23 protein-coding genes are annotated in these 26,203 nt (G+C 60.0%); 14 read left to right on the top strand and 9 right to left on the bottom strand.

The features are described 5' to 3' along the window. Positions 1-5: 5 nt before the first annotated feature. Positions 6-410 carry an acyl-CoA thioesterase gene (locus tag KW846_RS00955; protein WP_007942704.1) on the bottom strand — a complete coding sequence of 135 codons (405 nt, stop codon included), beginning with the start codon at positions 408-410 and terminating at the stop codon, positions 6-8. A 364-nt stretch (positions 411-774) separates the two neighbouring features. Here KW846_RS00955 and KW846_RS00960 point away from each other — a divergent pair, with 364 nt between their 5' ends. The 8 genes from KW846_RS00960 (at position 775) to KW846_RS00995 (ending at position 11,452) form a co-directional block, all read left to right on the top strand. After that, positions 775-2,073 carry an MFS transporter gene (locus KW846_RS00960; protein ID WP_218481041.1) on the top strand — a complete coding sequence of 433 codons (1,299 nt, stop codon included), beginning with the start codon at positions 775-777 and terminating at the stop codon, positions 2,071-2,073. A gap of 225 nt (positions 2,074-2,298) precedes the next feature. After that, positions 2,299-3,300, top strand: coding sequence for a phosphate ABC transporter substrate-binding protein PstS (locus KW846_RS00965; protein WP_007971739.1), 1,002 nt, complete (start codon positions 2,299-2,301; stop codon positions 3,298-3,300). 419 nt (positions 3,301-3,719) lie between these two features. Then, on the top strand, positions 3,720-5,753 hold the full coding sequence (locus KW846_RS00970; protein ID WP_218481312.1) for an ABC transporter permease subunit: 2,034 nt from the start codon (positions 3,720-3,722) through the stop codon (positions 5,751-5,753). Positions 5,754-5,768: 15 nt separating this feature from the next. Beyond that, positions 5,769-7,439, top strand: coding sequence for a phosphate ABC transporter permease PstA (gene pstA, locus KW846_RS00975; RefSeq protein WP_007971741.1), 1,671 nt, complete (start codon positions 5,769-5,771; stop codon positions 7,437-7,439). A 179-nt stretch (positions 7,440-7,618) separates the two neighbouring features. After that, on the top strand, positions 7,619-8,452 hold the full coding sequence (pstB, locus tag KW846_RS00980; protein WP_007971742.1) for a phosphate ABC transporter ATP-binding protein PstB: 834 nt from the start codon (positions 7,619-7,621) through the stop codon (positions 8,450-8,452). Between the two features lie 110 nt (positions 8,453-8,562). Beyond that, positions 8,563-9,324: a phosphate signaling complex protein PhoU gene (gene phoU, locus KW846_RS00985; protein ID WP_007975209.1), complete on the top strand. Its 762-nt coding sequence runs from the start codon at positions 8,563-8,565 to the stop codon at positions 9,322-9,324. Positions 9,325-9,492: 168 nt separating this feature from the next. Continuing rightward, the gene (locus KW846_RS00990; protein WP_218481048.1) at positions 9,493-10,395 is read left to right on the top strand and encodes a response regulator; all 903 of its coding nucleotides are present in this window, start codon (positions 9,493-9,495) and stop codon (positions 10,393-10,395) included. A 160-nt stretch (positions 10,396-10,555) separates the two neighbouring features. Further along, positions 10,556-11,452 carry a peptidoglycan DD-metalloendopeptidase family protein gene (locus tag KW846_RS00995; protein WP_218481054.1) on the top strand — a complete coding sequence of 299 codons (897 nt, stop codon included), beginning with the start codon at positions 10,556-10,558 and terminating at the stop codon, positions 11,450-11,452. 178 nt (positions 11,453-11,630) lie between these two features. Here the strand turns inward: KW846_RS00995 and KW846_RS01000 are convergent, their stop codons facing one another. The 3 genes from KW846_RS01000 to phoB all read right to left on the bottom strand — a co-directional run bounded on the left by KW846_RS01000 (position 11,631) and on the right by phoB (position 15,151). Further along, complete coding sequence (locus KW846_RS01000; protein ID WP_007975205.1) at positions 11,631-12,971, bottom strand: hemolysin family protein; 1,341 nt, start codon at positions 12,969-12,971, stop codon at positions 11,631-11,633. A gap of 123 nt (positions 12,972-13,094) precedes the next feature. After that, complete coding sequence (phoR, locus tag KW846_RS01005; RefSeq protein WP_238540821.1) at positions 13,095-14,381, bottom strand: phosphate regulon sensor histidine kinase PhoR; 1,287 nt, start codon at positions 14,379-14,381, stop codon at positions 13,095-13,097. Positions 14,382-14,461: 80 nt separating this feature from the next. Next, on the bottom strand, positions 14,462-15,151 hold the full coding sequence (gene phoB, locus KW846_RS01010) for a phosphate regulon transcriptional regulator PhoB (RefSeq protein ID WP_003229608.1): 690 nt from the start codon (positions 15,149-15,151) through the stop codon (positions 14,462-14,464). 153 nt (positions 15,152-15,304) lie between these two features. On the opposite strand from phoB, the gene KW846_RS01015 reads away from it, so the two are divergent. Beyond that, a complete protein-coding gene (locus KW846_RS01015; protein ID WP_218473071.1) occupies positions 15,305-15,688 on the top strand; it encodes a hypothetical protein in 384 nt (127 codons plus the stop codon). Positions 15,689-15,742: 54 nt separating this feature from the next. On the opposite strand, the gene ubiA is transcribed toward KW846_RS01015, so the two are convergent. Together ubiA and KW846_RS01025 are read right to left on the bottom strand one after the other, a co-directional pair. Beyond that, a complete protein-coding gene (ubiA, locus tag KW846_RS01020) occupies positions 15,743-16,633 on the bottom strand; it encodes a 4-hydroxybenzoate octaprenyltransferase (protein ID WP_116579770.1) in 891 nt (296 codons plus the stop codon). Beyond that, positions 16,633-17,196, bottom strand: a complete 564-nt coding sequence (locus tag KW846_RS01025) for a chorismate lyase (RefSeq protein ID WP_218481056.1) — start codon at positions 17,194-17,196, stop codon at positions 16,633-16,635. Before KW846_RS01025 ends, ubiA begins: the two co-directional genes overlap by 1 nt. A gap of 199 nt (positions 17,197-17,395) precedes the next feature. Between KW846_RS01025 and KW846_RS01030 the strand changes: the two genes are divergently transcribed. The 5 genes from KW846_RS01030 to KW846_RS01050 all read left to right on the top strand — a co-directional run bounded on the left by KW846_RS01030 (position 17,396) and on the right by KW846_RS01050 (position 21,399). Then, positions 17,396-17,566 carry a rubredoxin gene (locus KW846_RS01030; RefSeq protein WP_007975200.1) on the top strand — a complete coding sequence of 57 codons (171 nt, stop codon included), beginning with the start codon at positions 17,396-17,398 and terminating at the stop codon, positions 17,564-17,566. An 18-nt stretch (positions 17,567-17,584) separates the two neighbouring features. Beyond that, positions 17,585-18,733 (top strand): NAD(P)/FAD-dependent oxidoreductase, encoded by a 1,149-nt coding sequence (locus KW846_RS01035; protein WP_007975199.1) that lies wholly within the window; start codon positions 17,585-17,587, stop codon positions 18,731-18,733. Positions 18,734-18,927: 194 nt separating this feature from the next. Next, positions 18,928-19,203 (top strand): HU family DNA-binding protein, encoded by a 276-nt coding sequence (locus tag KW846_RS01040; protein WP_003195589.1) that lies wholly within the window; start codon positions 18,928-18,930, stop codon positions 19,201-19,203. 366 nt (positions 19,204-19,569) lie between these two features. Beyond that, positions 19,570-19,941, top strand: a complete 372-nt coding sequence (locus KW846_RS01045) for a helicase (protein WP_218481059.1) — start codon at positions 19,570-19,572, stop codon at positions 19,939-19,941. Positions 19,942-20,181: 240 nt separating this feature from the next. After that, entirely contained in the window at positions 20,182-21,399 is a 1,218-nt protein-coding gene (locus KW846_RS01050; protein ID WP_218481061.1) for a hypothetical protein, read from the top strand. Positions 21,400-21,497: 98 nt separating this feature from the next. Here the strand turns inward: KW846_RS01050 and KW846_RS01055 are convergent, their stop codons facing one another. The 3 genes from KW846_RS01055 to KW846_RS01065 form a co-directional block, all read right to left on the bottom strand. Continuing rightward, positions 21,498-22,898, bottom strand: a complete 1,401-nt coding sequence (locus KW846_RS01055; protein ID WP_218481063.1) for an aminoacyl-tRNA deacylase and HDOD domain-containing protein — start codon at positions 22,896-22,898, stop codon at positions 21,498-21,500. Between the two features lie 78 nt (positions 22,899-22,976). Beyond that, positions 22,977-25,052: an ATP-dependent DNA helicase RecG gene (gene recG, locus KW846_RS01060; protein ID WP_218481065.1), complete on the bottom strand. Its 2,076-nt coding sequence runs from the start codon at positions 25,050-25,052 to the stop codon at positions 22,977-22,979. Positions 25,053-25,061: 9 nt separating this feature from the next. Continuing rightward, entirely contained in the window at positions 25,062-25,991 is a 930-nt protein-coding gene (locus tag KW846_RS01065) for a hydrogen peroxide-inducible genes activator (protein WP_007975189.1), read from the bottom strand. Between the last annotated feature and the right edge of the window lie 212 nt (positions 25,992-26,203).

The raw sequence follows: 26,203 nt of genomic DNA on the forward strand, positions 1-26,203 counted from the left end.
ACTCTTTATCGAGCTCTGGGCGGAACCGAGCGGGTACGACCGCTGCCGTCGATGGCAACGAACACAAACACCGCTTCGGTTACTTTACGCCACTCGCTGGACAGTGGATCGTCGCTCCAGACCTCGACCATCATCTTGATCGAGCTGCGGCCGATTTCCAGGGCCTGGGTATAAAAGGAAAGCTGAGCGCCCACCGCCACCGGAACCAGAAATGCCATACGGTCGATGGCAACGGTGGCAACGCGCCCACCGGCGACCTTGCTGGCCATCGCGGTGCCTGCCAAATCCATTTGCGCCACCAGCCAGCCGCCGAATATGTCGCCAAAGCCGTTGGTTTCGCGAGGGAGTGCAGTGATTTGCAGGGCCAGGTCGCCTTGCGGGATCGGATCTTCTTGTTCGAGCTCTATCATGCCGGGGGTGCCTCTGACCCGTGACTCTTCGTTGGTATTGCTGGTGGTAGCCGTCTTCGGGAAAAACGATTCAGCACCGAACATACTACGTTCGTCACGTTTTCCATAAGGCGTCTAAAGGGAAACTCTGCGAAATCGCCTATGAACCTGAGAGGCGTTTTCGCACAGCAACCCCTCAAAAACCGGAGCAAGGCTGCGAGTATATCGGTCGGTAGACTCCGCGACGACCGTCCGGTTCTCATTTTGACCATCAAAAGCGCACCTCTATGTGCTTTTTCGAACAATTTGCTATCGTGCCGGACCTGCCCAGGCCTCAACCAGCGTTGTTGAGGTTGCAGATCCGACTATAAGAGAAGCCCTTGCCATGACCACAGCGCCCTCGAGCATCGCGCAGCCAGAACAACCCACACGTCCGCTGACCCGCAACGACTACAAGACTCTATCGCTATCTGCCCTGGGCGGTGCGCTGGAGTTCTACGACTTCATCATCTTCGTGTTCTTCGCCACGGTGGTGGGCAAGCTGTTCTTCCCGGCGGACATGCCTGAGTGGCTACGCCTGATGCAGACCTTCGGCATCTTCGCCGCCGGCTACCTGGCACGGCCGTTAGGCGGCATCGTGATGGCGCATTTCGGCGACCTGCTGGGCCGCAAGAAAATGTTCACCCTGAGCATTTTCATGATGGCCGTGCCGACCCTGATCATGGGTTTGTTGCCGACCTATGCGCAGATCGGCATGTGGGCACCGATCCTGTTGCTGCTGATGCGGGTGATCCAGGGCGCGGCCATTGGCGGTGAGGTGCCGGGGGCATGGGTCTTCGTTTCCGAACACGTGCCGCAGCGTCATATCGGCTACGCCTGTGGCACCCTGACCAGCGGTCTGACGGCGGGCATCCTGCTCGGCTCGCTGGTCGCCACGGCGATCAACGGCCTCTATACCCCGGTGGAAGTGTCGGATTACGCTTGGCGGATCCCATTCCTGCTGGGCGGCGTGTTTGGACTGTTCTCGGTATACCTGCGTCGCTGGCTGCACGAAACCCCGGTGTTCGCCGAGCTGCAACAGCGCAAGGCCCTGGCCGAAGAGGTGCCGCTGCGCGCGGTGCTGCGTGATCATCGCGGTGCCATCGCCATTTCGATGTTGCTGACCTGGCTGCTGTCGGCCGCCATCGTGGTGTTGATCCTGATGACCCCGACTGTGTTGCAGACGGTCTATCACTTCTCGCCAACCACGTCCCTGCAGGCGAACAGCCTGGCGATCGTGTTCCTGAGCTTTGGCTGCATCATCGCCGGCGCGCTGGCGGATCGCTTCGGTGCGGGGCGAGTCTTCGTCCTGGGCTGCGCCGCGTTGCTGGCCAGCTCCTGGACCTTCTACCACAGCCTGGCCGACCATCCGGACTGGCTGTTCCCCATGTATGCGCTGACCGGTCTGTTGGTCGGCACCATCGGTGCGGTGCCGTACGTGATGGTCAAGGCGTTCCCGCCGGTGGTGCGCTTCAGTGGTCTGTCGTTCTCCTACAACGTGGCCTACGCCATTTTCGGTGGTCTGACGCCGATGATCGTCAGTCTGCTGCTCAAGGAAAGCCCCATGGGGCCGGCCTACTACGTGGCGGTGCTGTGCGGGGTCGGGATTCTGGTGGGGGCGTATCTCTGGAAGAAGGGTCGCTAATCACAGGTATCGGCTAGCGCCGGAAGATCGCAGCTTGCGGCAGCTCCTACAGGGAATGTGTGCTTTGCGAGCATCCATTTACATCTGAAGTTACACACCGAAGGCCAGGCTTCCTGATGGAATACTGGCCTTTCATCCAATTGTCATATTTCAGCCATAGAGTGTTCACACGGCCTGCTGATACTTGGCCCCGACTTAACACACCCTATCTGCTAGGAGTAAGGCATGAAACTGAAGCGTTTGATGGCGGCAATGACTTTTGTCGCTGCTGGCGTTGCGACTGCCAACGCGGTTGCCGCTGTTGACCCTGCTATCCCGAGCTACACCAAGACCACTGGTGTGTCGGGCAACCTGTCCAGCGTCGGCTCCGATACCCTGGCCAACCTCATGACCCTCTGGGCTGAGAACTACAAGAAAGAATACCCGAACGTAAACATCCAGATTCAGGCCGCTGGTTCCGCCACCGCGCCACCTGCGCTGACTGAAGGCACCTCCAACCTGGGCCCGATGAGCCGCAAGATGAAGGACACCGAACTGGCTGCCTTCGAACAGAAGTACGGCTACAAGCCAACCGCAATCCCGGTTGCCGTGGACGCCCTGGCGGTATTCGTACACAAGGACAACCCGATCCAGCACCTGACCATGGAACAAGTCGACGCGATCTTCTCGTCCACTCGTCTGTGCGGCGCTAAAACCGACGTGAAAACCTGGGGCGACCTGGGCGTGACCGGCGACCTGGCCAACAAGCCGGTTCAACTGTTCGGTCGTAACTCGGTATCCGGCACCTACGGCTACTTCAAGGAAGAAGCCCTGTGCAAAGGCGACTACAAGCCTAACGTGAACGAGCAGCCAGGTTCGGCTTCGGTCGTGCAGTCGATCAGCTCCTCGCTGAACGGTATCGGTTACTCGGGTATCGGTTACAAGACCGCTAGCGTGAAGACTGTGGCCCTGGCCAAGAAAGGCAGCCAGGACTTCATCGAAGACACCGAAGAAAACGCCCTGAACGGCAAGTACCCGCTGTCCCGCTTCCTGTACGTATACGTCAACAAAGCCCCGAACAAGCCTTTGGCCCCGCTGGAAGCCGAGTTCGTGAAACTGGTTCTGTCGAAACAGGGCCAGGAAGTTGTAGTGAAAGACGGTTACATCCCACTGCCAGCCAAGGTTGCTGCAAAAGCACTGGCTGACCTGGGTCTGCAGGAAGGCGGCGCTGAAGTCGCAAAAAAGTAAAACCCTGAATCCGGGGGTAATCCCGGATTCCTGTGTAGGAGCCTCGGTTCCCTCGACGGCTCCTACACAACCCCCAAATTCCCGATCCACTGCTGGTTACCACCAGCGGCGGATTTGTTGCGTCACTGCACTGTCATCTTTCTGTCATACAGGATCGCTAGGGTGTGCGAATGAATGATCTGGCCAATTCCACAATGACTACTAATCCCCCCAAGCGAATTGACTTCAATACGCCTGAGCTACAACGCAAGCGCCGCATCCGCGCGCTCAAGGATCGCTTCACCCGCTGGTACGTCCTCATCGGCGGCCTGGCGGTGCTGGCAGCCATCACACTGATCTTCTTCTTCCTCGCCTACGTGGTTGCGCCGTTGTTCCAGGGTGCCAGCCTGACTGCGAAAGATGCGATCGTTCCAGCCTGGATGCAAGACGCCGGCAAGCCGCTGATGATCTCCCTGGAAGAGCAGAATCAGGTGGCGATGCGGGTTTCCGACAAGGGCCAGGCATTGTTCTTCGACATCGACAGTGGCGCCGAACTCAAGCGCGTCGATTTGCCGGTTCCGGCTGGCACCACCGTGACCTCCATCGGTGAAGACCAGCCAGGTCATCCGCTGGTGGCTGTTGGTCTGTCCAACGGTCAGGCACTGGTGTTCCGTCACACCTATAAAGTCGGCTACCCGGAAGGCAAGAAGACCATCTCGCCAGCGGTCGAATACCCGTACGGCGAAACGCCAATCGCGGTGAACGAAGCCGGCGGTGCGCTGGAGCACGTCAGCCTCAACGCCAACGATTCGACCCTGATGCTGGTGGGCGCCACCGGTTCGCAACTCAACGTTCTGTCGCTGACCAGCGAAGAGAACATGATGACCGGCGAAGTCACCAACGAGCAGAAGCGCATCGACCTGCCGCAGATGAACGAGCCGGTGAAGAACATCTTTGTCGACCCGCGTCAGCAGTGGCTGTACGTGATCAACGGGCGTGCCCAGGCTGACGTATTCAGCCTGCGCGACAAGAGCCTCAACGGTCGCTACAAATTGCTTGAAGACGGTGAAGCGCAAGTCACCGCCAGCACCCAGCTGGTGGGCGGCATCTCGCTGATCATCGGCGACTCTAAGGGTGGCCTGGCCCAGTGGTTCATGGCCCGCGATCCGGATGGCGAACAACGCCTGAAGCAGATCCGCACCTTCCAGATGGGCACCACGCCTATCGTTGAAATCACTGCCGAAGAGCGCCGCAAGGGCTTCATTGCCCTTGACGCTTCTGGCAAGCTCGGCGTGTTCCACAGTACTGCCCACCGCACCTTGCTGGTTGAGCCGGTTGCCGAAGGCCAGGGCATTTTCGGTCTGTCACCTCGCGCCAACCGCGTGATCGTGGAGGCCGGCGGCAAGCTGCACCCGCTGCTGCTGGACAACCCGCACCCGGAAGTCTCGTGGAGCGCGCTGTGGAGCAAAGTCTGGTACGAGAACTACGACGAGCCTAAATACGTCTGGCAATCGACCGCCGCCAACACCGACTTCGAACCCAAGCTGAGCCTGTCGCCGCTGACTTTCGGTACCCTGAAAGCCGCGTTCTACGCCATGCTGCTGGCCGCTCCACTGGCCGTTGCCGCTGCGATCTACACCGCGTACTTCATGGCTCCGGGCATGCGCCGCAAGGTCAAGCCGGTGATCGAATTGATGGAAGCGATGCCGACGGTGATCCTCGGCTTCTTCGCCGGTCTGTTCCTCGCACCTTATGTTGAAGGACACTTGCCGGGCATCTTCAGCCTGCTGATGCTGCTGCCGATCGGCATCCTGGTCGCCGGTTTCACCTTCAGCCGCCTGCCTGAGTCGATCCGCCTGAAAGTCCCGGACGGTTGGGAAAGTGCGCTGCTGATTCCGGTGATCCTGTTTGTGGGCTGGCTGTCGCTGTACATGAGTCCGTTCATGGAGAACTGGTTCTTCGGCGGCGACATGCGCATGTGGATCTCCCACGACCTGGGCATCACCTACGACCAGCGCAACGCTCTGGTGGTCGGCCTGGCCATGGGCTTCGCGGTCATCCCGAACATCTATTCCATCGCCGAAGACGCCGTGTTCAGCGTGCCTCGTGGCCTGACCCTGGGTTCCCTGGCCCTCGGTGCCACGCCGTGGCAGACCATGACTCGCGTGGTGATCCTTACCGCGAGCCCGGGCATCTTCTCGGCGCTGATGATCGGCATGGGCCGTGCGGTCGGTGAAACCATGATCGTGCTGATGGCCACCGGTAACACCCCGGTCATGGAAATGAACCTGTTCGAAGGCCTGCGCACCTTGGCGGCCAACGTTGCGGTGGAAATGCCCGAGTCGGAAGTCGGCGGCAGCCACTACCGCGTGCTGTTTCTCTCGGCGCTGGTGCTGCTGTTGTTCACCTTCGTCATGAACACCCTCGCAGAACTGATTCGTCAGCGTCTGCGCAAGAAATACTCGTCGCTTTAAGAAAGGTAGAAGTCTGTGAAACAGAACTCCCTGAAAGGATGGTTCAAGAGCGGCGCCCCCGGCGTCTGGATCAGCGGTGGCGCGGTGTCCATCGCGGTCATCATGACCATTGGCCTGCTGGCAGTGATTGCCGTGCGCGGCCTGGGTCACTTCTGGCCGGCGGACCTGATCCACGCCAGCTACGACGTACCGGGCCAGGGCCAGCACCTGGTCATTGGTGAAGTGGTACAGAAGGAAGAAGTACCCCGTGCCCGCCTGAAGAGTGCCGGCCTGCCGGTGCCTGAGCAGGGCCCGGAGTTCATGACCCGCGAGCTGATCAAGGTCGGCAACCGTGACCTGAACGGCAACGACTTCACCTGGGTCGTCGGCGAGTGGCTGACCAACCAGACGACGCCGCCGGAGCTGATGGCGATCGAGCGACGTGAGTGGGGCAACTTCTACGGTTACCTGGTCAACGTCAAACAGGACGGCAAGGTTGTCGCTGAAGGCGAAGCCGCATGGCCTGAGTTGCAGGCCCGTGTCGACCGCGTCAACAAGCTGGCCGCACAGCTCAAGAGCCTGGAAAAAACCGACATCGGCGCGATCAACGCCGGTCTCGAGCGCGTCCGCTTGCACGGTCGCAAGCTGGAGCTGGATGGCAAGCTCGACGCCACCGCACAAGCGGACATGGAATCGGAGCGCGCCGAACTCAATGCCCGCTATCAGGATGTTGAAGCGCGCCTGAACGATCTGCATGCGCAGTTCAACCGCGACAGTCTGACCGCCCGCGATGCGAACGGTAAGGAAATCGAAATCGGTATCGGCAAAGTGGTTCACGCCTACCAGCCGAACGCCATGAGCACGACCACCAAGATCGGTTTCTACTTCAGCAAAGTCTGGGAGTTCCTGAGCGACGACCCGCGTGAAGCGAACACCGAGGGCGGTATCTTCCCGGCCATTTTCGGCACCGTGATGATGACCCTTATCATGGCGATGATCGTGACCCCGTTCGGTGTGTTGGCGGCGGTGTACCTGCGTGAATACGCCAAGCAGAACGCGCTGACCCGGGTGATCCGCATCGCGGTGAACAACCTGGCAGGTGTCCCGGCCATCGTTTACGGGGTGTTCGGCCTGGGCTTCTTTGTCTATGTGCTGGGTGGCTCGCTCGACCGTCTGTTCTTCCCGGAAGCCTTGCCGGCGCCGACCTTCGGCACGCCGGGTCTGCTCTGGGCTTCGCTGACCTTGGCGCTGCTGGCAGTGCCGGTGGTGATCGTGGCCACTGAAGAAGGCCTGGCACGGATTCCTCGCACCGTGCGTGAAGGCTCGTTGGCCCTCGGCGCGACCAAGGCTGAAACCTTGTGGAAGATCGTATTGCCGATGGCCAGCCCGGCGATGATGACCGGCATGATCCTCGCCGTGGCTCGTGCCGCGGGTGAAGTGGCGCCGCTGATGCTGGTGGGTGTGGTGAAACTGGCGCCGTCGTTGCCAGTGGACGGTAACTACCCGTACCTGCACCTGGATCAGAAGATCATGCACCTGGGCTTCCACATCTATGACGTCGGCTTCCAGAGCCCGAACGTCGAAGCCGCACGACCGCTGGTATACGCCACGGCGCTGCTGCTGGTGCTGGTGATCGCGACGCTGAATCTGTCGGCGGTGTACATCCGCAACCACCTGCGCGAGAAGTACAAAGCTTTGGACAGCTGATCTCCAATGTGGGAGCGGGCTTGCTCGCGAAAGCGGTGGGTCAGGCAACATTGATGTTGAATGTGCCGGCCTATTCGCGAGCAAGCCCGCTCCCACACTGGACCGCGTCCACCGGAATATTGATGGGAACTGCAATAAGCAGCGTTCCGAACCGAATTTGTTAGCACAGGGAGCCTCCCATGCAGCACGAAGCACATACCCACGGCATCAACATGTCGGCACTGGGTCGCGACAAACAGAGCCTGAACCTCGAGCAGGAAACCGTAGCCATCGAAGTGCCGGGCCTGAGCCTGTTCTACGGCGAAAAACAAGCGCTGTACGACGTCAGCATGAACATCCCGAAGCAGCGCGTGACCGCCTTCATCGGCCCGTCCGGCTGTGGCAAGTCAACACTGCTGCGAACTTTCAACCGCATGAACGACCTGGTGGATGGCTGCCGCGTCGAAGGCGAGATCAACCTGTACGGCAACAACATCTACCGCAAGGGCGAAGACGTGGCCGAGCTGCGTCGTCGCGTCGGCATGGTGTTTCAGAAGCCCAACCCGTTCCCGAAAACCATCTACGAAAACGTGGTTTACGGCCTGCGCATCCAGGGCATCAACAAGAAGCGCGTGCTCGACGAAGCTGTCGAGTGGGCACTCAAGGGCGCGGCACTGTGGGATGAGGTCAAGGACCGCCTGCACGAGTCGGCACTGGGCCTGTCCGGTGGTCAGCAGCAACGTCTGGTGATCGCCCGCACCATTGCCGTTGAACCGGAAGTGTTGCTGCTCGATGAACCCTGCTCGGCACTCGACCCGATCTCCACGCTGAAAGTCGAAGAGCTGATCTACGAACTGAAATCCAAGTTCACCATCGTCATCGTGACCCACAACATGCAGCAGGCGGCGCGGGTTTCCGACTACACCGCGTTCATGTACATGGGCAAACTGGTGGAATTTGGCGATACCGACACCCTGTTCACCAATCCGGCGAAGAAGCAGACCGAAGACTACATCACCGGTCGCTATGGCTAGCAGCAGCTACGAGCCGCAAGCTTCAAGCGGCAAAGTCAGGGCAGTTCGGGTACAACACATCAGCTTGCAGCTTGTAGCTTGCAGCTCACAGCTTTTGCGGAGCAGACAACATGATTTCTAAGGAAGGCCTTACACACCACATCTCCCAGCAGTTCAACGCCGAACTGGAGGAAGTGCGCAGCCACCTCCTGGCCATGGGCGGGCTGGTCGAGAAGCAGGTCAACGACGCGGTCACCGCGCTGATCGAGGCCGACTCCGGCCTGGCCCAGCAGGTGCGCGAGATCGACGACCAGATCAACCAGATGGAACGCAACATCGACGAAGAATGCCTGCGCATTCTCGCCCGTCGCCAGCCGGCAGCGTCCGACCTGCGACTGATCATCAGCATTTCCAAATCGGTAATCGACCTGGAGCGCATCGGTGACGAAGCGACCAAGATCGCCCGTCGCGCCATTCAGCTGTGCGAAGAAGGCGAGGCGCCGCGCGGTTACGTCGAAGTGCGCCACATCGGTGACCAGGTGCGCAACATGGTCCGTGATGCACTGGACGCCTTTGCCCGTTTCGATGCCGAGCTGGCCTTGTCGGTGGCGCAGTACGACAAGATCATCGACCGCGAATACAAGACCGCCCTGCGTGAGCTGGCGACCTACATGATGGAAGATCCGCGTTCTATCTCGCGGGTTCTGAGCATTATCTGGGTACTGCGTTCGCTGGAGCGTATCGGCGACCACGCGCGCAATATCTCGGAGCTGGTGATCTACCTGGTACGCGGCACCGACGTGCGGCACATGGGTCTCAAGCGCATGAAGGAAGAAGTCGAAGGAACAACCGGCGAAACCGCTAATGTTCCGGGCAAAACTGACGATAAGTAAGGTTGCCCAAGTAAAGCGCCCGGCCTGTTGGCCGGGCGTTTTTGTTTGTGGCCTACGCATTCGAAAAGCAGCACCCGTGAACGAAAAGTCCGGCGTGACTGAAGGTTTTTTGGCAATGTGCCATCAGCAAGGCGGTATGCTGGCCGGGATTTTTAAAAGGGGTGGTGGATGAGTAAGGTCAGTGTGTTGGTCGTGGACGACGCGTCGTTCATTCGTGACTTGGTGAAAAAGTGCCTGCGCAATTATTTCCCGGGCATGCGGATCGAAGACGCGATCAACGGCAGAAAGGCCCAGGCCATGCTGGCCAAGGAAGCATTCGACCTGGTCCTGTGCGACTGGGAAATGCCGGAAATGTCCGGCCTGGAACTGCTGACCTGGTGCCGTGAGCAAGACAACCTCAAAGCCATGCCCTTCGTGATGGTGACCAGCCGTGGCGACAAGGAGAACGTCGTCCAGGCGATCCAGGCCGGGGTATCCGGTTATGTCAGCAAGCCGTTCACCAACGAACAGCTGATCACCAAGGTCAAGCAGGCGCTGCACAAGGTCGGCAAACTCGATGCCTTGATCAACGTAGCCGCGACCAAAACCAGCCCCGCATTCGCCAACGACTCCCTGGCAGCCCTGACCGTTGGCAAGGCCCCCGTCACCACGCCAACGGCCCCGCCTGCACCGTCCAAAGGCTTACTCAACAGCCCGCCGGTCAAGGCGCCTGCGGCCGCTTCAGCTCCCGCCAGCGGCCGTGGCCAGGGTCAACTGCGTTTGCCGAACGGCATCCAGCAGTGCGTGATCAAGGCCCTGAGCCTCAAGGAAGCCCTGTTGGTGGTCAAGCGCACCGAGACCCTGCCGCAGATCCTCGACAGCGCCGTGCTGGACCTGGAGCAGGGCGACAATGCCGAAATCGCCCGCCTCAACGGTTATCTGCATGCCGTCGTGGCCCACGAACCGAAGCCTGACAGCGACTGGCTGCAACTGACCTTCCGCTTTGTCGATCAGGATGCGCAGAAGCTCGATTACATCTCGCGCCTGATTGCGCGGGGGACGGCGCAGAAGCACTTCATTCCTGGCGCGTGATCTTTCGTCGCCTGTGAAAGATCGCAGCCTTCGGCAGCTCCTACAGGCTGGCGAAGGCTGCGATCTTTTGATTTTGTCTCTTTGAAACATCTGCCGACTACCCGGGTCCATAGCAGCTGCTAGGCTCCATCTCAGTTCCCACTCGACAGAATCCTTGCCCATGTTCACGCGCCTGCTGCTTTTCTGTGGCCTGTTCATGGTCGCCACTTCGGCCGTGGCCATGACCATCTACAAGTCCAAAGACGCCAACGGTGTGGTTTCCTACAGCGACCGCCCCAGCAAAGGCGCCCATGTGTTCGTTTTCCGCGATGGCATGGTCGAGCACCTTGAGCGTCAGGTGCGCCTAATCATCATGAAGAAAAACGGCGTGCACAGCGTCTATGTGCGCAATGACCTGTATGCACCGGTAGAGGTCGAATTGAGTTTTGCCGGGGTGAAGAACGCCAGCGGTGTGCCGGGCAAGACGATTCGGCGCGTGATACCGATGCGCAGCAGCGTTCGCCTGGCGCAGCTCACGGCAGCCAAAGGTGGAAGGCCTTTGGCGTACGTCCCGAAGTTCAAGTATTCCCTGGGCGACCCCTCGGGCCCCATGGTGGGCTATCGGTATCCGTTGCCCTGGCGTGGCGGCCCGTTCCGGATCAGTCAGGGTGCCAATGGGCCCTACAGCCACTTTGGCCCCAAGAGCCGTTACGCCATGGACATTGCGATGCCCGAGGGCACGCCGATCATTGCCGCGCGAGGCGGGGTGGTGGTGAAGACCGAGAACAGACAGAGCGGGCGCGGCACCGATGCCTCCGGCAATTTCGTGCGGGTGCTGCACGATGACGGGACCATGGGTGTTTACCTGCACCTGAAGAAGGGCTCGGTCAGTGTTCGGGAAGGTCAGCGGGTAACGGTAGGCAGTGCTTTGGCGTTGTCCGGCAACACCGGCAACAGCACCGGGCCGCATTTGCACTTCGTGGTGCAGCGCAATACCGGACTGGGGCTGGTGTCGATTCCGTATCAGTTCAACCAGCCGGTGGGTGCTTTGCCCAACTTTGCGTTGGGCAAACAGTAAAGGCGATCAATTGTGGCGAGGGGGCTTGTCGGAACGCCGCACCGCCCGTTGGGCTGCGAAGCGGCCCTGAATCCAGTGAATACGTTTTTGCTGAAATACCGCGATCAATGGCTTTGGGGCGGCTTCGCCGTCCAACGGGGGCAAGCCCCCTCGCCACAAAAAGTCCGTCAGCTACAGATCAGTCGAGCATCAACACCTTGGCCAGGACAATCTTCGGCCCCTTCATCTTCTTGATGATGATCCGCAGGCCTTCGACTTCCAGCACTTCTTCCTCTTCCGGAACGCGCTTGAGGCTCTCATAGACCAGCCCGGCAAGGGTTTCGGCTTCGACGTGGTCGAGGTCGATGCCCAGCAGCCGTTCAACCTTGAACAGCGGCGTATCGCCCCGTACCAGCAACTTGCCCGGCTGGTACGCGAGGATCCCGCGCTCGGCCTTGCGGTGTTCGTCCTGAATGTCGCCCACCAGCACTTCCAGCACGTCTTCCATGGTCAGGTAGCCGATGATGTTGCCGTCGGCCTCTTCGACTACGGCGAAGTGCGAACCGCCCTTGCGGAACTGTTCCAGCAACTGCGACAGCGGCATGTGCCGCGACACGCGCTCCAGCGGACGGGTCAGTTCGGCGAGGTTGAACGACTCGGGAATGTGGTCCAGCGCCGCCAGTTCCAGCAGCAGATCCTTGATGTGCAGCAGGCCGACGAACTCCTGGCGTTCGCTGTCGTACACCGGATAACGGCTGAACTTGTGGCGACGGAACATCGCCAGGATCTGCTTGAGCGGTGCGTTGAACTCCAGGGTCACCAGGTCTTCGCGGGAGTTGGCCCAGTCGACCACTTCCAGTTCGCCCATTTCCACTGCCGAGGCCAGCACGCGCATGCCTTGGTCGCTCGGGTCCTGGCCGCGGCTGGAGTGCAGGATCAGTTTCAGCTCTTCACGGCTGTAGTGATGCTCGTGATGCGGGCCGGGTTCACCTTGCCCTGCAATGCGCAGGATGGTGTTGGCGCTGGCGTTGAGCAGGTAGATGGCCGGGTACATGGCCCAATAGAACAGGTACAGCGGCACGGCGGTCCACAGCGACAGCAATTCGGGTTTGCGGATCGCCCAGGATTTCGGGGCGAGTTCACCGACCACGATGTGCAGGTACGAAATGATGAAGAACGCGGTGAAGAACGAGATGCCTTTGACCACTTCGGCCGATTCAACGCCGACAGCGCTCAACACCGGCTCAAGAATGTGGGCAAACGCGGGCTCACCGACCCAACCCAGCCCCAGGGAGGCGAGGGTGATACCCAATTGGCAGGCCGACAGGTACGCATCGAGCTGACTGTGCACGGTGCGCAGGATGTGCCCGCGCCAGCCGTTTTTGTCAGCGATGGCCTCGACCCGGGTCGAGCGCAGCTTGACCATGGCAAATTCCGCCGCAACGAAAAAGCCGTTGAGCAAAACCAGGATCAGAGCAAAAAGAATCATGCCGAAGTCGGCGAAAATTGTAGCGAGGGTCAAGCCAGGGGAAGGGTCCATGATGGAGTTTTGCGGGTTCCGTGTATTCGAAAGGGAAGTAAGAATCGCGCCTGAAAGGCAGACACAAGTCAGCCAATGTAGCGGCTGACTGGGCGGTTGCCTAGTGGCGCGTGCTGGCCGGTATCAGTCGGCGGTGCTGATAACCCGTGATTGGGTGACCTGAGCCGGCGCAAAGTGGCAGGTAAAGGTACTGCCGTGGCCCGGTACGCTGCTGATTTCCATCCGTGCCCGATGACGTAACAAAACGTGTTTGACGATAGCCAGCCCCAGACCGGTGCCACCGGTATTGGAGTTGCGGCTGGAGTCGACGCGATAGAAGCGTTCAGTCAGGCGCGGCAGGTGTTTGTTATCGATGCCGATCCCGGAATCCTGCACGCTCAGGTGCGCCCCCTGATCGTCGCCCCACCAGCGAATGCGGATATTGCCTTCGGCCGGGGTGTATTTCACCGCGTTGAACACCAGGTTGGAAAACGCGCTGCGCAACTCCGCCTCGCTACCCTTGAGCAGAATCGTAGGGTCGGCTTCCAGGGTGATTTTCTGGTTTTTCTGGCCGGACAACTGCTGCGCGTCGCTCTTGATCGATTGCAGCAAGCCATCGATCGGCACCGGCTGGTTGTCCGATGGATAATCGGTGGCTTCCAGCTTGGCCAGCAACAACAGGTCGTTGAGCAGGGTCTGCATGCGACCGCCTTGTTGCTGCATCTGCTGCAAGGCACGTCCCCAGCGCGGGTTCACCTCGTCGACGTTATCGAGCAGGGTTTCAAGGTAACCGCAGATCACAGTCAACGGCGTGCGAAGTTCATGGGACACGTTGGCAATGAAATCTTTGCGCATTTGCTCAAGCTGATGGATGCGCGTCACATCGCGCACCAGCATCAAGTGTTCGTTGTTGCCGTAACGGGTGATGTACAGCTGAATGCGCACGCGGTCGTTGGTCGGCGAAGGAATTTCCAGCGGTTCGGCGTAGCTGTCTTGCTCGAAGTATTCCTTGAAGCGCGGATGGCGCACCAGGTTGGTCACCGGTTGGCCGCTGTCCTGTGGGGTCTTGAGGCCCAGCAGGGTTTCGGCGGCGCGGTTCCACCATTCCAGGTTGCCGTCGGTGTCGAGCATGATCACCGCGTCTTTCAGCGCGGCGGTGGATTCCTGAACCCGGTCGATCACCGCTTGCAGGCGCCCGCGTACCCTTTGGTCGCGGCGCTGCAGGTGGTAGATGCTGTCGAACACCTCGCCCCACAGGCCGTAGCCGTCGGGTGGCGCCTCATCGGGCTTGTGCAGGCGCAGCCACTCGTGCAGACGCAGCAATTGCTTGAGGGTCCAGGCCAGGTAAAGACCCAGGCCTGCGGCGAGGCTCCAGCCGTAATAGCCGGTGATCAGGCCGATCACCAGGCAGGCGGTGACCAGTAGCAGCATGTGGCGAATCAGGGTGCCATGCCAGTTTTGGTTCACGTGACGCGCGTCCTTGTCAGCTTGTCGGGCGGTAAGGGTCCGGGTCAGGCTTTGGTGGAAAAGCGGTAACCGGTGCCGCGCACGGTTTGTACCAGATTTTCGTAAGCATCGCCGAGGGCTTTGCGCAGGCGTCGAATGTGCACGTCGACCGTACGCTCTTCGACATAGACGTTGCCGCCCCAGACCTGATCCAGCAACTGACCGCGCGTGTAGGCGCGCTCCTGGTGGGTCATGAAGAATTGCAGCAGGCGGTATTCGGTCGGGCCCATCTCGGCGGGACGGCCGTCGATGGTCACGCGGTGGCTGATCGGGTCCAGCAGCAGGCCGCCGACTTCGATGGGCGCCTCGCCATCGGTCGGGCCGGCACGGCGCAGCACGGCCTTCAGGCGCGCCACCAGCTCACGGGGGGAAAACGGTTTGGTGATGTAGTCGTCGGCGCCGACTTCCAGGCCCTGGATCTTGTTGTCCTCTTCACCCTTGGCGGTGAGCATGATGATCGGGATGTCCCCGGTCAGCTCATCACGCTTGAGGCGGCGGGCCAGTTCGATGCCGGACGTGCCGGGCAGCATCCAGTCGAGCAGGATCAGGTCCGGTTTGCGGTCGACGATAATGGCGTGGGCCTGCTGGGAGTTTTCAGCCTCCAGGCAGTCATAGCCGGCCATTTCCAATGCAACGGCGATCATTTCGCGAATAGGCGCTTCGTCGTCGACGATCAGAATGCTCCTGCCAACCATGCCCTTAATCCTCTTGTCATTTAACTGTCTTGCGCCGCATTAGATAACGGAATTATTGCAGTCGTGTGACAGTATTTTAGTCATCCAGCGATTGGCTGGATCCTGGGCTAAGCTCTAAGTCCGGATCCTGACAACCACAAGAGGAAGGTTTCCATGAACTACATTGCTCAATCCTGGAAGGCTTTGCTGGTCACTGCTGCGTTAACGCTGCCGACACTGGCCTTTGCCGCTGACCCGGCGATGATGAAAGACGGCATGATGGTCGACCATAAGGGCATGACGGTCTACACGTTCGACAAGGACGCGGGTGGCAAGTCGATGTGCAACGGCGACTGCGCCAAATACTGGCCGCCAATGATGGCGCCGGCGGGTGCCAAGGCCGAAGGTAAATGGACAGTCATCAAGCGTGACGATGGCATGATGCAATGGGCCTATGACGGCAAGCCGCTGTACTACTACGAGGACGACAAAAAACCCGGAGACATGACGGGTGACAAGAAAAAAGATGTCTGGCACGTCGTTCGCGAGCATATGTAACACCGCCAAAGGATCGCAGCCTTCGGGTACGAGCTGCCGAAGGCTGCAATCTTTTCAACGCAACGCGTAATCCAGCACAATCCCGACGAAAATCGCCAAGCCCGCCCAGTGATTGTGCAAAAACGCCTTGAAGCAACGCATCCGGTCCTTGTCGCGGGTGTACCAGAATTCCCACGCAAAGCAGCCCGCCGCCACCAGTAACCCAAGGTGGAACCAGCCACCCAGGTCGAACTTCGAGCCCGCCAGTAACAGGCAACCCAGCGCCAGCCCTTGCAGGGTCAGGATGATCACCCGGTCTGCATCACCGAACAGGATTGCCGTGGATTTCACGCCGATCTTCAGGTCGTCATCGCGGTCGGTCATCGCGTAATACGTGTCGTAGCCCACGGTCCACATCAGGTTGGCGATCCACAGCAGCCATGCGGCAGCCGGCAATTCACCGGTTTCTGCGGTGAACGCCATCGGCATCCCCCACGAAAATGCGGCGCCCAGCACCACTTGCGGGTAATAGGTGTAGCGCTTCATGAAGGGGTAACTGAACGCCAGCGCCAGGCCGCCCAGCGACAGCCAGACGGTCGCGGCGTTGGTGCACAGCACCAGCAGGAAGCTCACGCCCATCAGCAATGCGAAGAACACCAGCGCCTCTTTCGAGCTGATCTTGCCGCTCACCAGCGGGCGCTGCTCGGTACGTTTCACATGACCATCGACCTTGCGGTCCGCCCAGTCGTTGATCACGCAGCCACCGGCGCGGGTCAGCACTACGCCCAGGACGAAAATTACAATGTTGGCCAGGGACGGCGAACCCTTGCCGGCAATCCACAGCGCCCACAGTGTCGGCCAAAGCAGCAGGTAAATGCCGATCGGCTTGTCCATCCGCGTCAGCTGAATGAAGTCCCAGGCCCGAGGGTTCAAGCGGTTCAAGGACTTGAGCAGGCTTTGGTACATCAGAGATTCTCCGATTGGGCGCGTGCGGCGTCCCACAGGGAAGGCAGGAAGATTTCGGCCACCAGTACACTCAACGCGCCGCGGTCAAAGCGTGAACGGCGGCCCCATAGTTCCGGCGCCCGCACCTCGCCCGGCAGCCATTCTTGAGGATAATGACAAACCTCGATGGCCCGGCGCTGAAAGGCCTGGTCGCAGAACAGCAATTCCCCCAGGGAGCGGCTGCCCAATTCGTCCATGTGCAAGCCGTCGCCTTGCAATGCACTGCGTGCCGCGACGCTGCGGGCGAACACCCAGGCTTCACCATGACCGCGCAGATACACCTCGCGCACCCAGCCTTCACTGCCGTCAGCCAGGTCCAGTGCTGCGCATTCGTCGGCGCGCAGGGTTTGCCAGCCTTCGAACATTGGCGAGACGCTGAAGGCATCATTCGACAGATGAATTAGGCGTCGAGTAAGTGAGCCTTCGTCGAACAGCCAGTCCAGGATGGAGGCATCGGGGAGGGGCGCCAGTTCGCTGCGCGAGAGCCAGAGGGGAGCTGGAGAGGGGGATTCTGTGTGTTGCACAATGAGTCATTATTGGCAGCAAATGAGGCGGCGAGCTTAACATGTCAGCCACCGATATCGATTGAATTGGCCTGCCCTTGCACCGAACAGGCTTGCATCCGGCGGCATCGATCAGTACAAAACGCGCTGAGCTGGACGGCAGTGCTACAACCATCGACCGTCCGGCCGGCAAAACGCCTGAACCCTGAGGAAGTACCTGATGAAAAAGTGGCAATGTATCGTCTGCGGCCTGATCTACAACGAAGCCGACGGTTGGCCGGATGACGGCATTGCGCCGGGCACCCGTTGGGAAGACGTGCCGGAAGACTGGCTGTGCCCGGACTGCGGTGTGGGCAAAATGGATTTTGAAATGATCGAAATCGCTGCCTGAATAATTGAGGAGTAAGGAATGAACGCACCTGTCGTCATCATTGGCACCGGTTTGGCTGGCTACAACGTCGCCCGCGAGTTTCGCAAGCTCGACAGCGAAACCCCGCTGCTTTTGATTACCGCCGATGACGGGCGCTCCTACTCCAAGCCGATGCTCTCCACCGGCTTCGGCAAGAACAAGGATGCCGACGGCCTGAGCATGGCCGAACCCGGCGCCATGGCCGAACAACTCAAGGCCGAAATACGCACCCACACGCGCATCAGCGGTATTGACCCGGGCCACAAGCGCCTGTGGATCGGTGAAGAAGCGGTGATGTACCGCGACCTGATCCTGGCCTGGGGCGCCGAAACCGTGCGTGTGCCCATTGAAGGTGACGCGGCGGATTGCGTATTCCCCATCAACGACCTGGAAGATTACGCACGTTTCCGTGCCGCAGCCGCTGGCAAGCGCCGCGTGCTGCTGCTCGGCGCCGGCCTGATCGGCTGCGAGTTCGCCAACGACCTGACCCTGGGCGGCTACGAAGTGCAACTGGTTGCACCGTGCGAACAAGTCATGCCGACCCTGCTGCACCCGGCGGCTGCGGCAGCGGTGCAGGCTGGCCTGGAAAGCCTCGGCGCACGTTTCCACCTCGGGCCGGTGCTCAATCGCCTGCAACGCGTGGCGGACGGTCTGGAAGCGCACCTGTCCGATGGCCAGGTGATCCCGTGCGACGTGGTGGTCTCGGCCATTGGCCTGCGCCCGCGCGTCGACCTGGCGGCAGCGGCCGGTTTGCAGGTCAACCGCGGCATCATGGTCGACCGGCACCTGAAGACCTCCCACGCCAACATCTACGCCCTGGGCGATTGTGCCGAGGTCGATGGGTTGAACCTGCTGTACGTGATGCCCCTGATGAGCTGTGCGCGAGCGCTGGCGCAAACCCTGGCCGGCAATCCGACCGCCGTCACCTATGGCCCGATGCCGATCACCGTCAAAACACCGGTGTGCCCGCTGGTGGTGTCCCCGCCGCCACGGGGCGCGGAAGGCATCTGGACCGTCGAAGGGCAGGGCGCCGACATCAAGGTTCTATGCCGCGATGCCGCAGGCAAACTGCTCGGTTATGCCCTCACAGGCGCCGCCGTGATGGAAAAACTGGCCCTGAACAAAGAGCTTCCAGCCCTGTTGGCATAAATACCGGTCGTTCTGTCGGAATCACCCCCCTTTTGCCCTAACAATGGCCGCGCCGATACTGGCGCGGGGCCTCACTGCGTGCCATCCTCACTCCCGTCTGCCGCAGAGTAGAGCACCTGCGGCGCTTTTGGCGCTGCTCCGCAGAGAGCAGCACGGACATAACAACAACAAACCGTCAAAGGGGCTTCACTCACATGCGTAAACCAGACCTCGCTGCAGCCATTGCTGAAAAAGCAGACCTCACCAAAGAACAAGCCAACCGCGTTCTCAACGCCGTTCTTGAAGAAATCACCGGTGCCCTGCACCGCAAAGACAGCGTGACGCTGGTGGGCTTTGGCACCTTCCTGCAACGCCATCGCGGTGCCCGCACCGGCAAAAACCCGCAAACCGGTGAGCCCGTCAAAATCAAGGCCAGCAACACCGTTGCGTTCAAGCCAGGCAAGTCGTTGAAAGACAGCGTCAATCCGTAAGCCGTTTTCGCCTCTCGCATATCGGGGGGTGGAATAAAAAATGGGCACGCCAACCAGGGTTGGGTGCCCATTTTTTGTACCTGAAATACCGCACCCTGCAGGAGCCGACTTGCTGGCAATGGCGTCAGTGAGGGCGCTATCGCGAGCAAACATCGTCGGCGAGATGGGCAGGGTTGACAAAAGATCGCAGCCTTCGGCAGCTCCTACAGATTGTGTTTCGTTTGAAGGCGGTGTGGATAATTGTGACTTGGTAGTCATCGTGAGGGTAATGGTTCTGATCTTCCTCTAACGCAAGTAGATAGTGGTGTTATCGCCTGAAGCCGTTAAACTGCCCAAGCCGTTCATTTTCCTTCTGAGGCTGTGCGCATGAAATTTCGTTTTCTGCTGTGGATGCTGGGTTTGTTGATGGGAAAGGCCAGCCGGACCAATCCGGCGTTTCAGCAGCAGTTGGGTGACAAGGATCTAGTGTTCCAGCTGCAGACCCTGGACGGGAAAGTGGCGCGGCAATTCCGGGTGAAGGACCAGCGCATCACCAGCCAATCGGGTGTGCATGCCGAGCCTGCGTTTGCGATTGCCTTCAAAGACGCCGCGTATGGCTTTGCCACGATGCAGGCGAAGAACAAGCAACTGGCGTTCATGACCGGGATTCAGGACAAGTCGATTCAGATCAAGGGCAACCCGGCGCTGGTGATCTGGTTTCAGGGGCTGACCAAGTATTTGAGGCCGAAGAAGGCGTAGGAGCGAGCTTGCTCCGGGCGGCGCTCCGGCGACATCGTTGGTTTTTTCACGGGTCAGCCAAGTACTGATATTGCTCACTACTTATGAATACCCAACCAGCTTGGCCCGGTATGTCGTTGAATAGGCTTGCAAAGACACGTTTGTCTGTCATTTCTGACAGCTGCTATTTAGTTCTCTGAGGCGGTTAATTGGGGCGGAATGTTTTGCGGACATCCTCTCAAGCACTCAGGGAGCAAGTTGATGAATCAGCTACCAGAAACAAAAGCAACAGCGCGAGGCGCTCTTGATCCTTCCTTTGGCTTTAGTGGCTTGGTGCTGCTACCGAAGAACGTATCCGCTTGTGCCAGTCTGCCCAGCAATAAACTGCTTACGGCTTCGAAAGAAGACCACGGCCTGCCAATGAAGCTCACTCGATTCACCGAGTTCGGAAGACTTGATGATTCATTTGGGATTGGCGGTGTGATTGAAATCCCTCATAGCACAGGCAATTTCGTTCCGCGACAATTACTTTCGTTGAAAAATGGTGGATCCTTGGTTTTTGGCCCTTTCTCGGGACCGGCCGCAAGCGACTTGTATGTCATGCGGTTAGAGGGTATGCAAGTGGATAACGCTTTTGGGGAGGGAGGGAAAGTCAAACTTGAGGCTTCAAAATTATTCGGTGCTGATTTCGTTTTTTTTGGCAGCAGTAAGCTTGCGGTTTCCGAGCTAGACGCAAAAATATATGTAAGCAGCAACATTTATTCCGACACCGCCCAGACAACAGTTGTGATTCGTCTTAATGAAGACGGCTCGCTGGACACAAGCTTTAATGGTGGTCATGTAACACTTGAGCAACCAATTGGTAATCGACGAGTACGCAATGAGTGTTTGGCTGTACACGGAGAAGGCGTGTTGATTGGTGGCGCATACCTCTCCGGTGTCGACTCCTATGGCGATGCATTTATCATCCGCTATGACCGCGAGGGCAAAATCGATCGTTTGTTCGGCGATAGAGGAACAGTGATCATCGCTAACGGTACCGATGGGCGACAATCCTTGCTTACTTCAATAACAGTAAGAGCAAATGAGGGGATCGTGGCGTCTGGACGATCGTTTAGGGGTAGCAACTTTGAAGGGGTGTTAATCGTTCTTAACGCCAGCGGCACTATAAATCCCGTCTTCAATAGCGGTAAGCCGCTGTATCCCGCTTTTTTGCAGAATTTGTTATTCAGTGAGTGTGCATTGCTGCATCAAGACAGAATCATCGTTATGGGGGTTGGTGAGTTTAATTTTCTGATGGTTGCCTGCTACAACTTCGATGGCTCTCTGGATCGAACATTTGGCGGAGGCTATGGTTGGGTCGTGCTTCGTGATGCGCAAACATCAGGATTCCGGGATAGCCTGTTAACGACAGATAACAAAATCGTTTCTCTTGGAACCAATGCTACGTTTGATTTTGCGGTGCGTTATCTCGGTTGACACTTAACTTGGGCCAAGTCTGGGGTATGAGGAGAATCGGATGTTTGCTTTTTCTTGCGGCCCATCGCTTCTGGAAGAAGCGATGGGATTTTGATTTTTTATACCTGAGTGAATTGCGACGCCAGTTCGCGCAGCAGCACTTCAGCCTCCAGCACTTTGCTGACCACGTCTTCGGCCTTGGCGCGGCTCAGGCCGAGGCGTTCCAATAGTGCGTCCGGGATGCCTTCGTCGGGACCGGAACCGATGCCTCGGCTGCGCAGCAGGCGCACCGACAGGCAGACAAGGTTCGGGTATTCGGCGTAGGTGCCGTCGTAGGCCGGGTCATGCTGGAAGCGCAGGGCGGTGGACAGCTCTTCGGGCATGTCCCAGTAGCGCATCAGCCACGAGCCGATCTGTTCACGGCTGATGCCCAGCAGGTGCTGTTCCACGAAACTGTGACACAGATGCGGGTTGACCTCCAGGTGGCGGCAGATCAGCGAGAAGTGTGGCGGGAACACGTGGGCCAGCAGCAGGTAGCCGAAGTTGTGCAGCAGGCCGGCCAGGTAGGTCAGGCCGGCTTCCGGGCGCTGGGTGCGCGGCATGGCGCGGGTCAGGCCTTCGATGACGGCGGCGGTGTAGATGGATTGCTGCCAGTACGGCGTGGTTTGTTGCGGGTGGTCCTTGGGCAGGCTCAGGGTTTTACCCAGGGCCAGGCCCAGCGCCAGGTTGATCACCAGGTCGAAGCCCAGCACGCGCACGATGGCGTCTTCCACGGAACGGATCTTGCCCGGCGAGGCGTAGTAGGGCGACGCCGCCCAGCTCACGACTTGCGCGGCCAGCGCCGGGTCGGTTTCGACCACGCCGGTGATGTCGTCGATGGTGGCGTTGGGGTCGACACGCAGCTTGATGATTTTTTGCGCGGTTTCGGCCAGCGGCGGAATCTCGATGGTCTCTTCCAGACGCTGCTGGATGCGCCGCGCGGTAAACGCCTGGACGGCCTGGGTGATTTCCTTGCGGTCGTCATCGGGGCGGTCGAGGTTCGGACGGATGCTGGTCAGGTTTTCGCCAAAGTTGGCCGCGCTGGCCTTGGTCAGCATGGTCTTGAAGTCTTCGCTGGAGACTTCCAGCAGCACGCCCGGCTCACCAGAGTTGATCAGCAACTTCGGCTCACGCAGCAGGCTTTCGTCGTACAGGCAGGGTGAACTGGTCAGCGCCGGCAGGCCCGGCAGCAAGCTGAGGTTGTGCTTGCCGAGCATTTTTTTCAGGCGCTCGGTGGGTACGGCAGTGAGGCGGCGACCGGTGAGTTCGGTCAGGCGATTGAGGTCCAGCAACTGGCTTTGCGGGAACAACACCATCAGCGCGCCGACGCTGTCATCGAGCAGAACGGCCTGTACTTTGCGTGCGGCATTGAGGCCGTGATGGTCCAGCACTTCTTCGTAGGCAATACCCAACTTGCCCAGCATCAGCCGAATAACCGACGGAGCGTGCGGGGTATCGGGTGCGAAGGCAACTTCGGTCATGGTCTGTATCCGTGATTAAACAATTGCAGAAGTATAACCAGCTTGCCTAAGGCCACGCCTCAGAAACTGTGACGGTTGTCACACTTGGCCGTATTGTTGGCCATGACGCAGCCAACGGTCGAGTAGCGGGCTGACATGGGTCGGCCAGCGTTCGAGCAATGCCTGGGCCGCATCCCGCACGGCGGGCAGCAAATCGGCATCGCGCATCAGATCGGCGACCTTGAATTGAAGCAGCCCGGTTTGGCGGGTGCCGAGCATTTCGCCGGGGCCGCGCAATTCCAGGTCCTTTTCGGCGATGACAAAACCATCGTTGGTTTCGCGCATGATGCCCAGGCGCTGGCGGCCGATCTGCGACAGCGGGGGATGGTAGAGCAGCACGCAATGGCTGACGGCGCTGCCGCGGCCGACGCGGCCGCGCAACTGGTGCAATTGCGCCAGGCCCAGGCGCTCGGGGTTTTCGATGATCATCAGGCTGGCGTTGGGTACGTCCACGCCTACTTCGATCACCGTGGTCGCGACCAGCAGTTGCAGGTTTCCGGCCTTGAATTCGGCCATCACCGCGGCTTTTTCCGCAGGTTTCATGCGGCCGTGGATCAGCCCGACCTTCAGCTCGCCGAGGGCGGCGGTGAGGTCCTCAAAGGTGGTTTCGGCGGCCTGGCAGGTCAGCTCTTCCGACTCTTCGATCAGCGTGCACACCCAATAGGCTTGTCGCCCTTCGGCGCAAGCGCTGCGTACCCGCTCGATGACTTCGACCCGCCGGGTGTCGGTGATCAGCACGGTGTTGACCGGGGTTCGGCCGGGGGGCAGTTCGTCGAGGATCGAGGTGTCGAGATCGGCGTAGGCGCTCATGGCCAGCGTGCGCGGAATCGGCGTGGCGGTCATGATCAGCTGATGCGGACACATGCGTCCGCCGACGCCTTTCTGCCGCAGGGCCAGACGCTGCTGCACGCCGAAACGGTGCTGTTCGTCGATGATCACCAGCGCCAGGTTCTTGAATTGCACTTCGTCCTGGAACAGTGCGTGAGTGCCGACCACCATGGGCGTGCCACTGGCGATTTGCTCCAGCGCGGCGGTGCGGTTCTTGCCCTTGAGCTTGCCGGCGAGCCACGCGACTTCGATGCCAAGCGGCTCGAGCCAGCGCTTGAAGGTGATGAAGTGCTGCTCGGCGAGAATCTCGGTGGGTGCCATCAGCGCGACCTGATAACCGGCCTCCAGCGCTTGCAGCGCGGCAAGGGCGGCGACCACCGTTTTGCCAGCGCCGACGTCGCCCTGGATTAGCCGCAGCATGGGCTCGTGCTGGCTGAGGTCGTAGGCGATTTCGTTACCGACCCGTTGCTGGGCGCCGGTCGGGCTGAAGCCGAGGTTGGCCAGGTACTTGGCCGGCAGTCGCGTGGCTTTGGGCATCGCGGGCGCACGCAGGGCGCGCATGCTTTCGCGCAGGCGCTGTTGTGACAGTTGATGGGTCAGCAGTTCTTCGAAAGCCAGGCGGTGCTGCGCCCAGTGATGGCCGAGGGCGAGTTCATCGACGTCGGCATCGGCGGGCGGGTTGTGCAGGTAGCGGATTGCATCGGCCAGCGGTGCCAGTTGGTAGTCGCGGGCCAGCTCGTTCGGCAGCCAGTCGGGCAGGCTGCTGGGGCCGAGCAGGGTGAGGGTCTGCATGCACAATTGGCGCAGGCGCTGTTGGGTCAGGCCTTCGGTGAGCGGGTAGACGGGAGTCAGGGTTTCATCCACTGGCGGTGGTTCGTCGCCAGTGATGGCGCGATATTCCGGGTGGTAGATTTCCAGCCCCGAAGCACCGGGCCGAGCCTCGCCGTAGCAGCGAATCCGCGTGCCGCGTTTGAGGCCTTCCTTCTGCGCATTGCTGAAATGGTAGAAGCGCAGGCTGAGTCCGCCAGTACCGTCCTGCAAGCGCACCACGAGGCTGCGTCGACGGCCCATGACCACATCGGCGCCGCTGACGGTGCCTTCGATGACTGCATCCTGCCCGGGTCGCAGCGCGCCAATCGGGACCACGCGGGTGCGGTCCTGATAGCGCAGGGGCAAGTGAAACAACACGTCCTGGAGGTTTTCCAGGCCGACCTTGGCCAGTTTCTCGGCCATGGCTTCACCGACACCCTTGAGCGCCGTCACCGACACTTGCGACAACTCGCTCATGACCGTCGCTTAGCCCGCAGCGACCTGCGCCGCTGGCTTGGCCACCGAGCACAGGCGAATGGAGTCGGCGAGGATTTCAATCGCCTTCGGACGCGGGAAACTGGCGCGCCAGGCAATGGCCACGGTGCGGAACGGCACGGGTGCCGACAACGGACGCACCTCGATCACGCCGGGGGCGTAGTGATGGCTGTCGACTGCCGACAACGGCAGGATCGAAATCCCCAGGCCGGATGCGACCATGTGGCGAATGGTTTCCAGGGAACTGGATTCCACCGTGGTGTGCTTGGCGCCGTCGTTGCCTTTGGTCAGGGTCGGGCAGGCTTCCAGTACCTGATCGCGGAAGCAGTGGCCTTCGCCGAGCAGCAGCAGGCTCTTGTCGTTGAGCAGGCTGGCGTCGATGGACTCTTTTTGCGTCCACGGGTGCTGGGCCGGCATCAGCACGTAGAACGGCTCGTCGTAGAGCTGCAGGGTCAGTACATCGGCTTCGCTGAACGGCAGGGCGATGATGATCGCGTCGAGTTCACCGTTGCGCAGTTTGTCGCGCAGCACGTGGGTGAAGTTTTCTTCGATGTACAACGGCATCTGCGGGGCGACCCGGTGCAGTTGTGGAATCAGGTGCGGGAACAGGTACGGCCCGACGGTGTAGATCGCGCCGACTTTAAGCGGTGCGGTCAACTGGTTCTTGCCGGCCTGGGCCAGTTCGCGGATGCCCTGGGCCTGTTCCAGCACCTTTTGCGCCTGGGCCACGATGCCTTCGCCGACCGGTGTCAGGCGCACGGCGCTTTTGCTGCGCTCGAAAATCAGCACACCGAGTTCGTCTTCAAGCTTTTTCACGCCCACCGAAAGGGTCGGCTGGCTGACGTGGCAACGCTCGGCCGCGTGGCCGAAGTGCTGCTCTTGGGCGAGGGTAACGATGTAGCGTAATTCTGTGAGGGTCATAGCAAGCGTCCATGAATTTGCGTGCCAAGCATACCGGCTGCAATCGATAGACGCACGTTATCAGACTGAACGTGTCGGGTGACACCGGGCAATGCCGGTTTGCCGCTGGCAGATAAGACAAAGGCACCTTTCGGTGCCTTTTTGGCTTGGAACGCGACCTTTCTGCTGGCAGAAATCTCTGTGGGAGCGAGCTTGCTCGCGATGAGGGCCCA

Origin of the sequence: Pseudomonas sp. PDM32 (assembly GCF_019219225.1) — a bacterium.
GTDB classification, from domain to species: Bacteria; Pseudomonadota; Gammaproteobacteria; order Pseudomonadales; family Pseudomonadaceae; genus Aquipseudomonas; species Aquipseudomonas laurylsulfatiphila.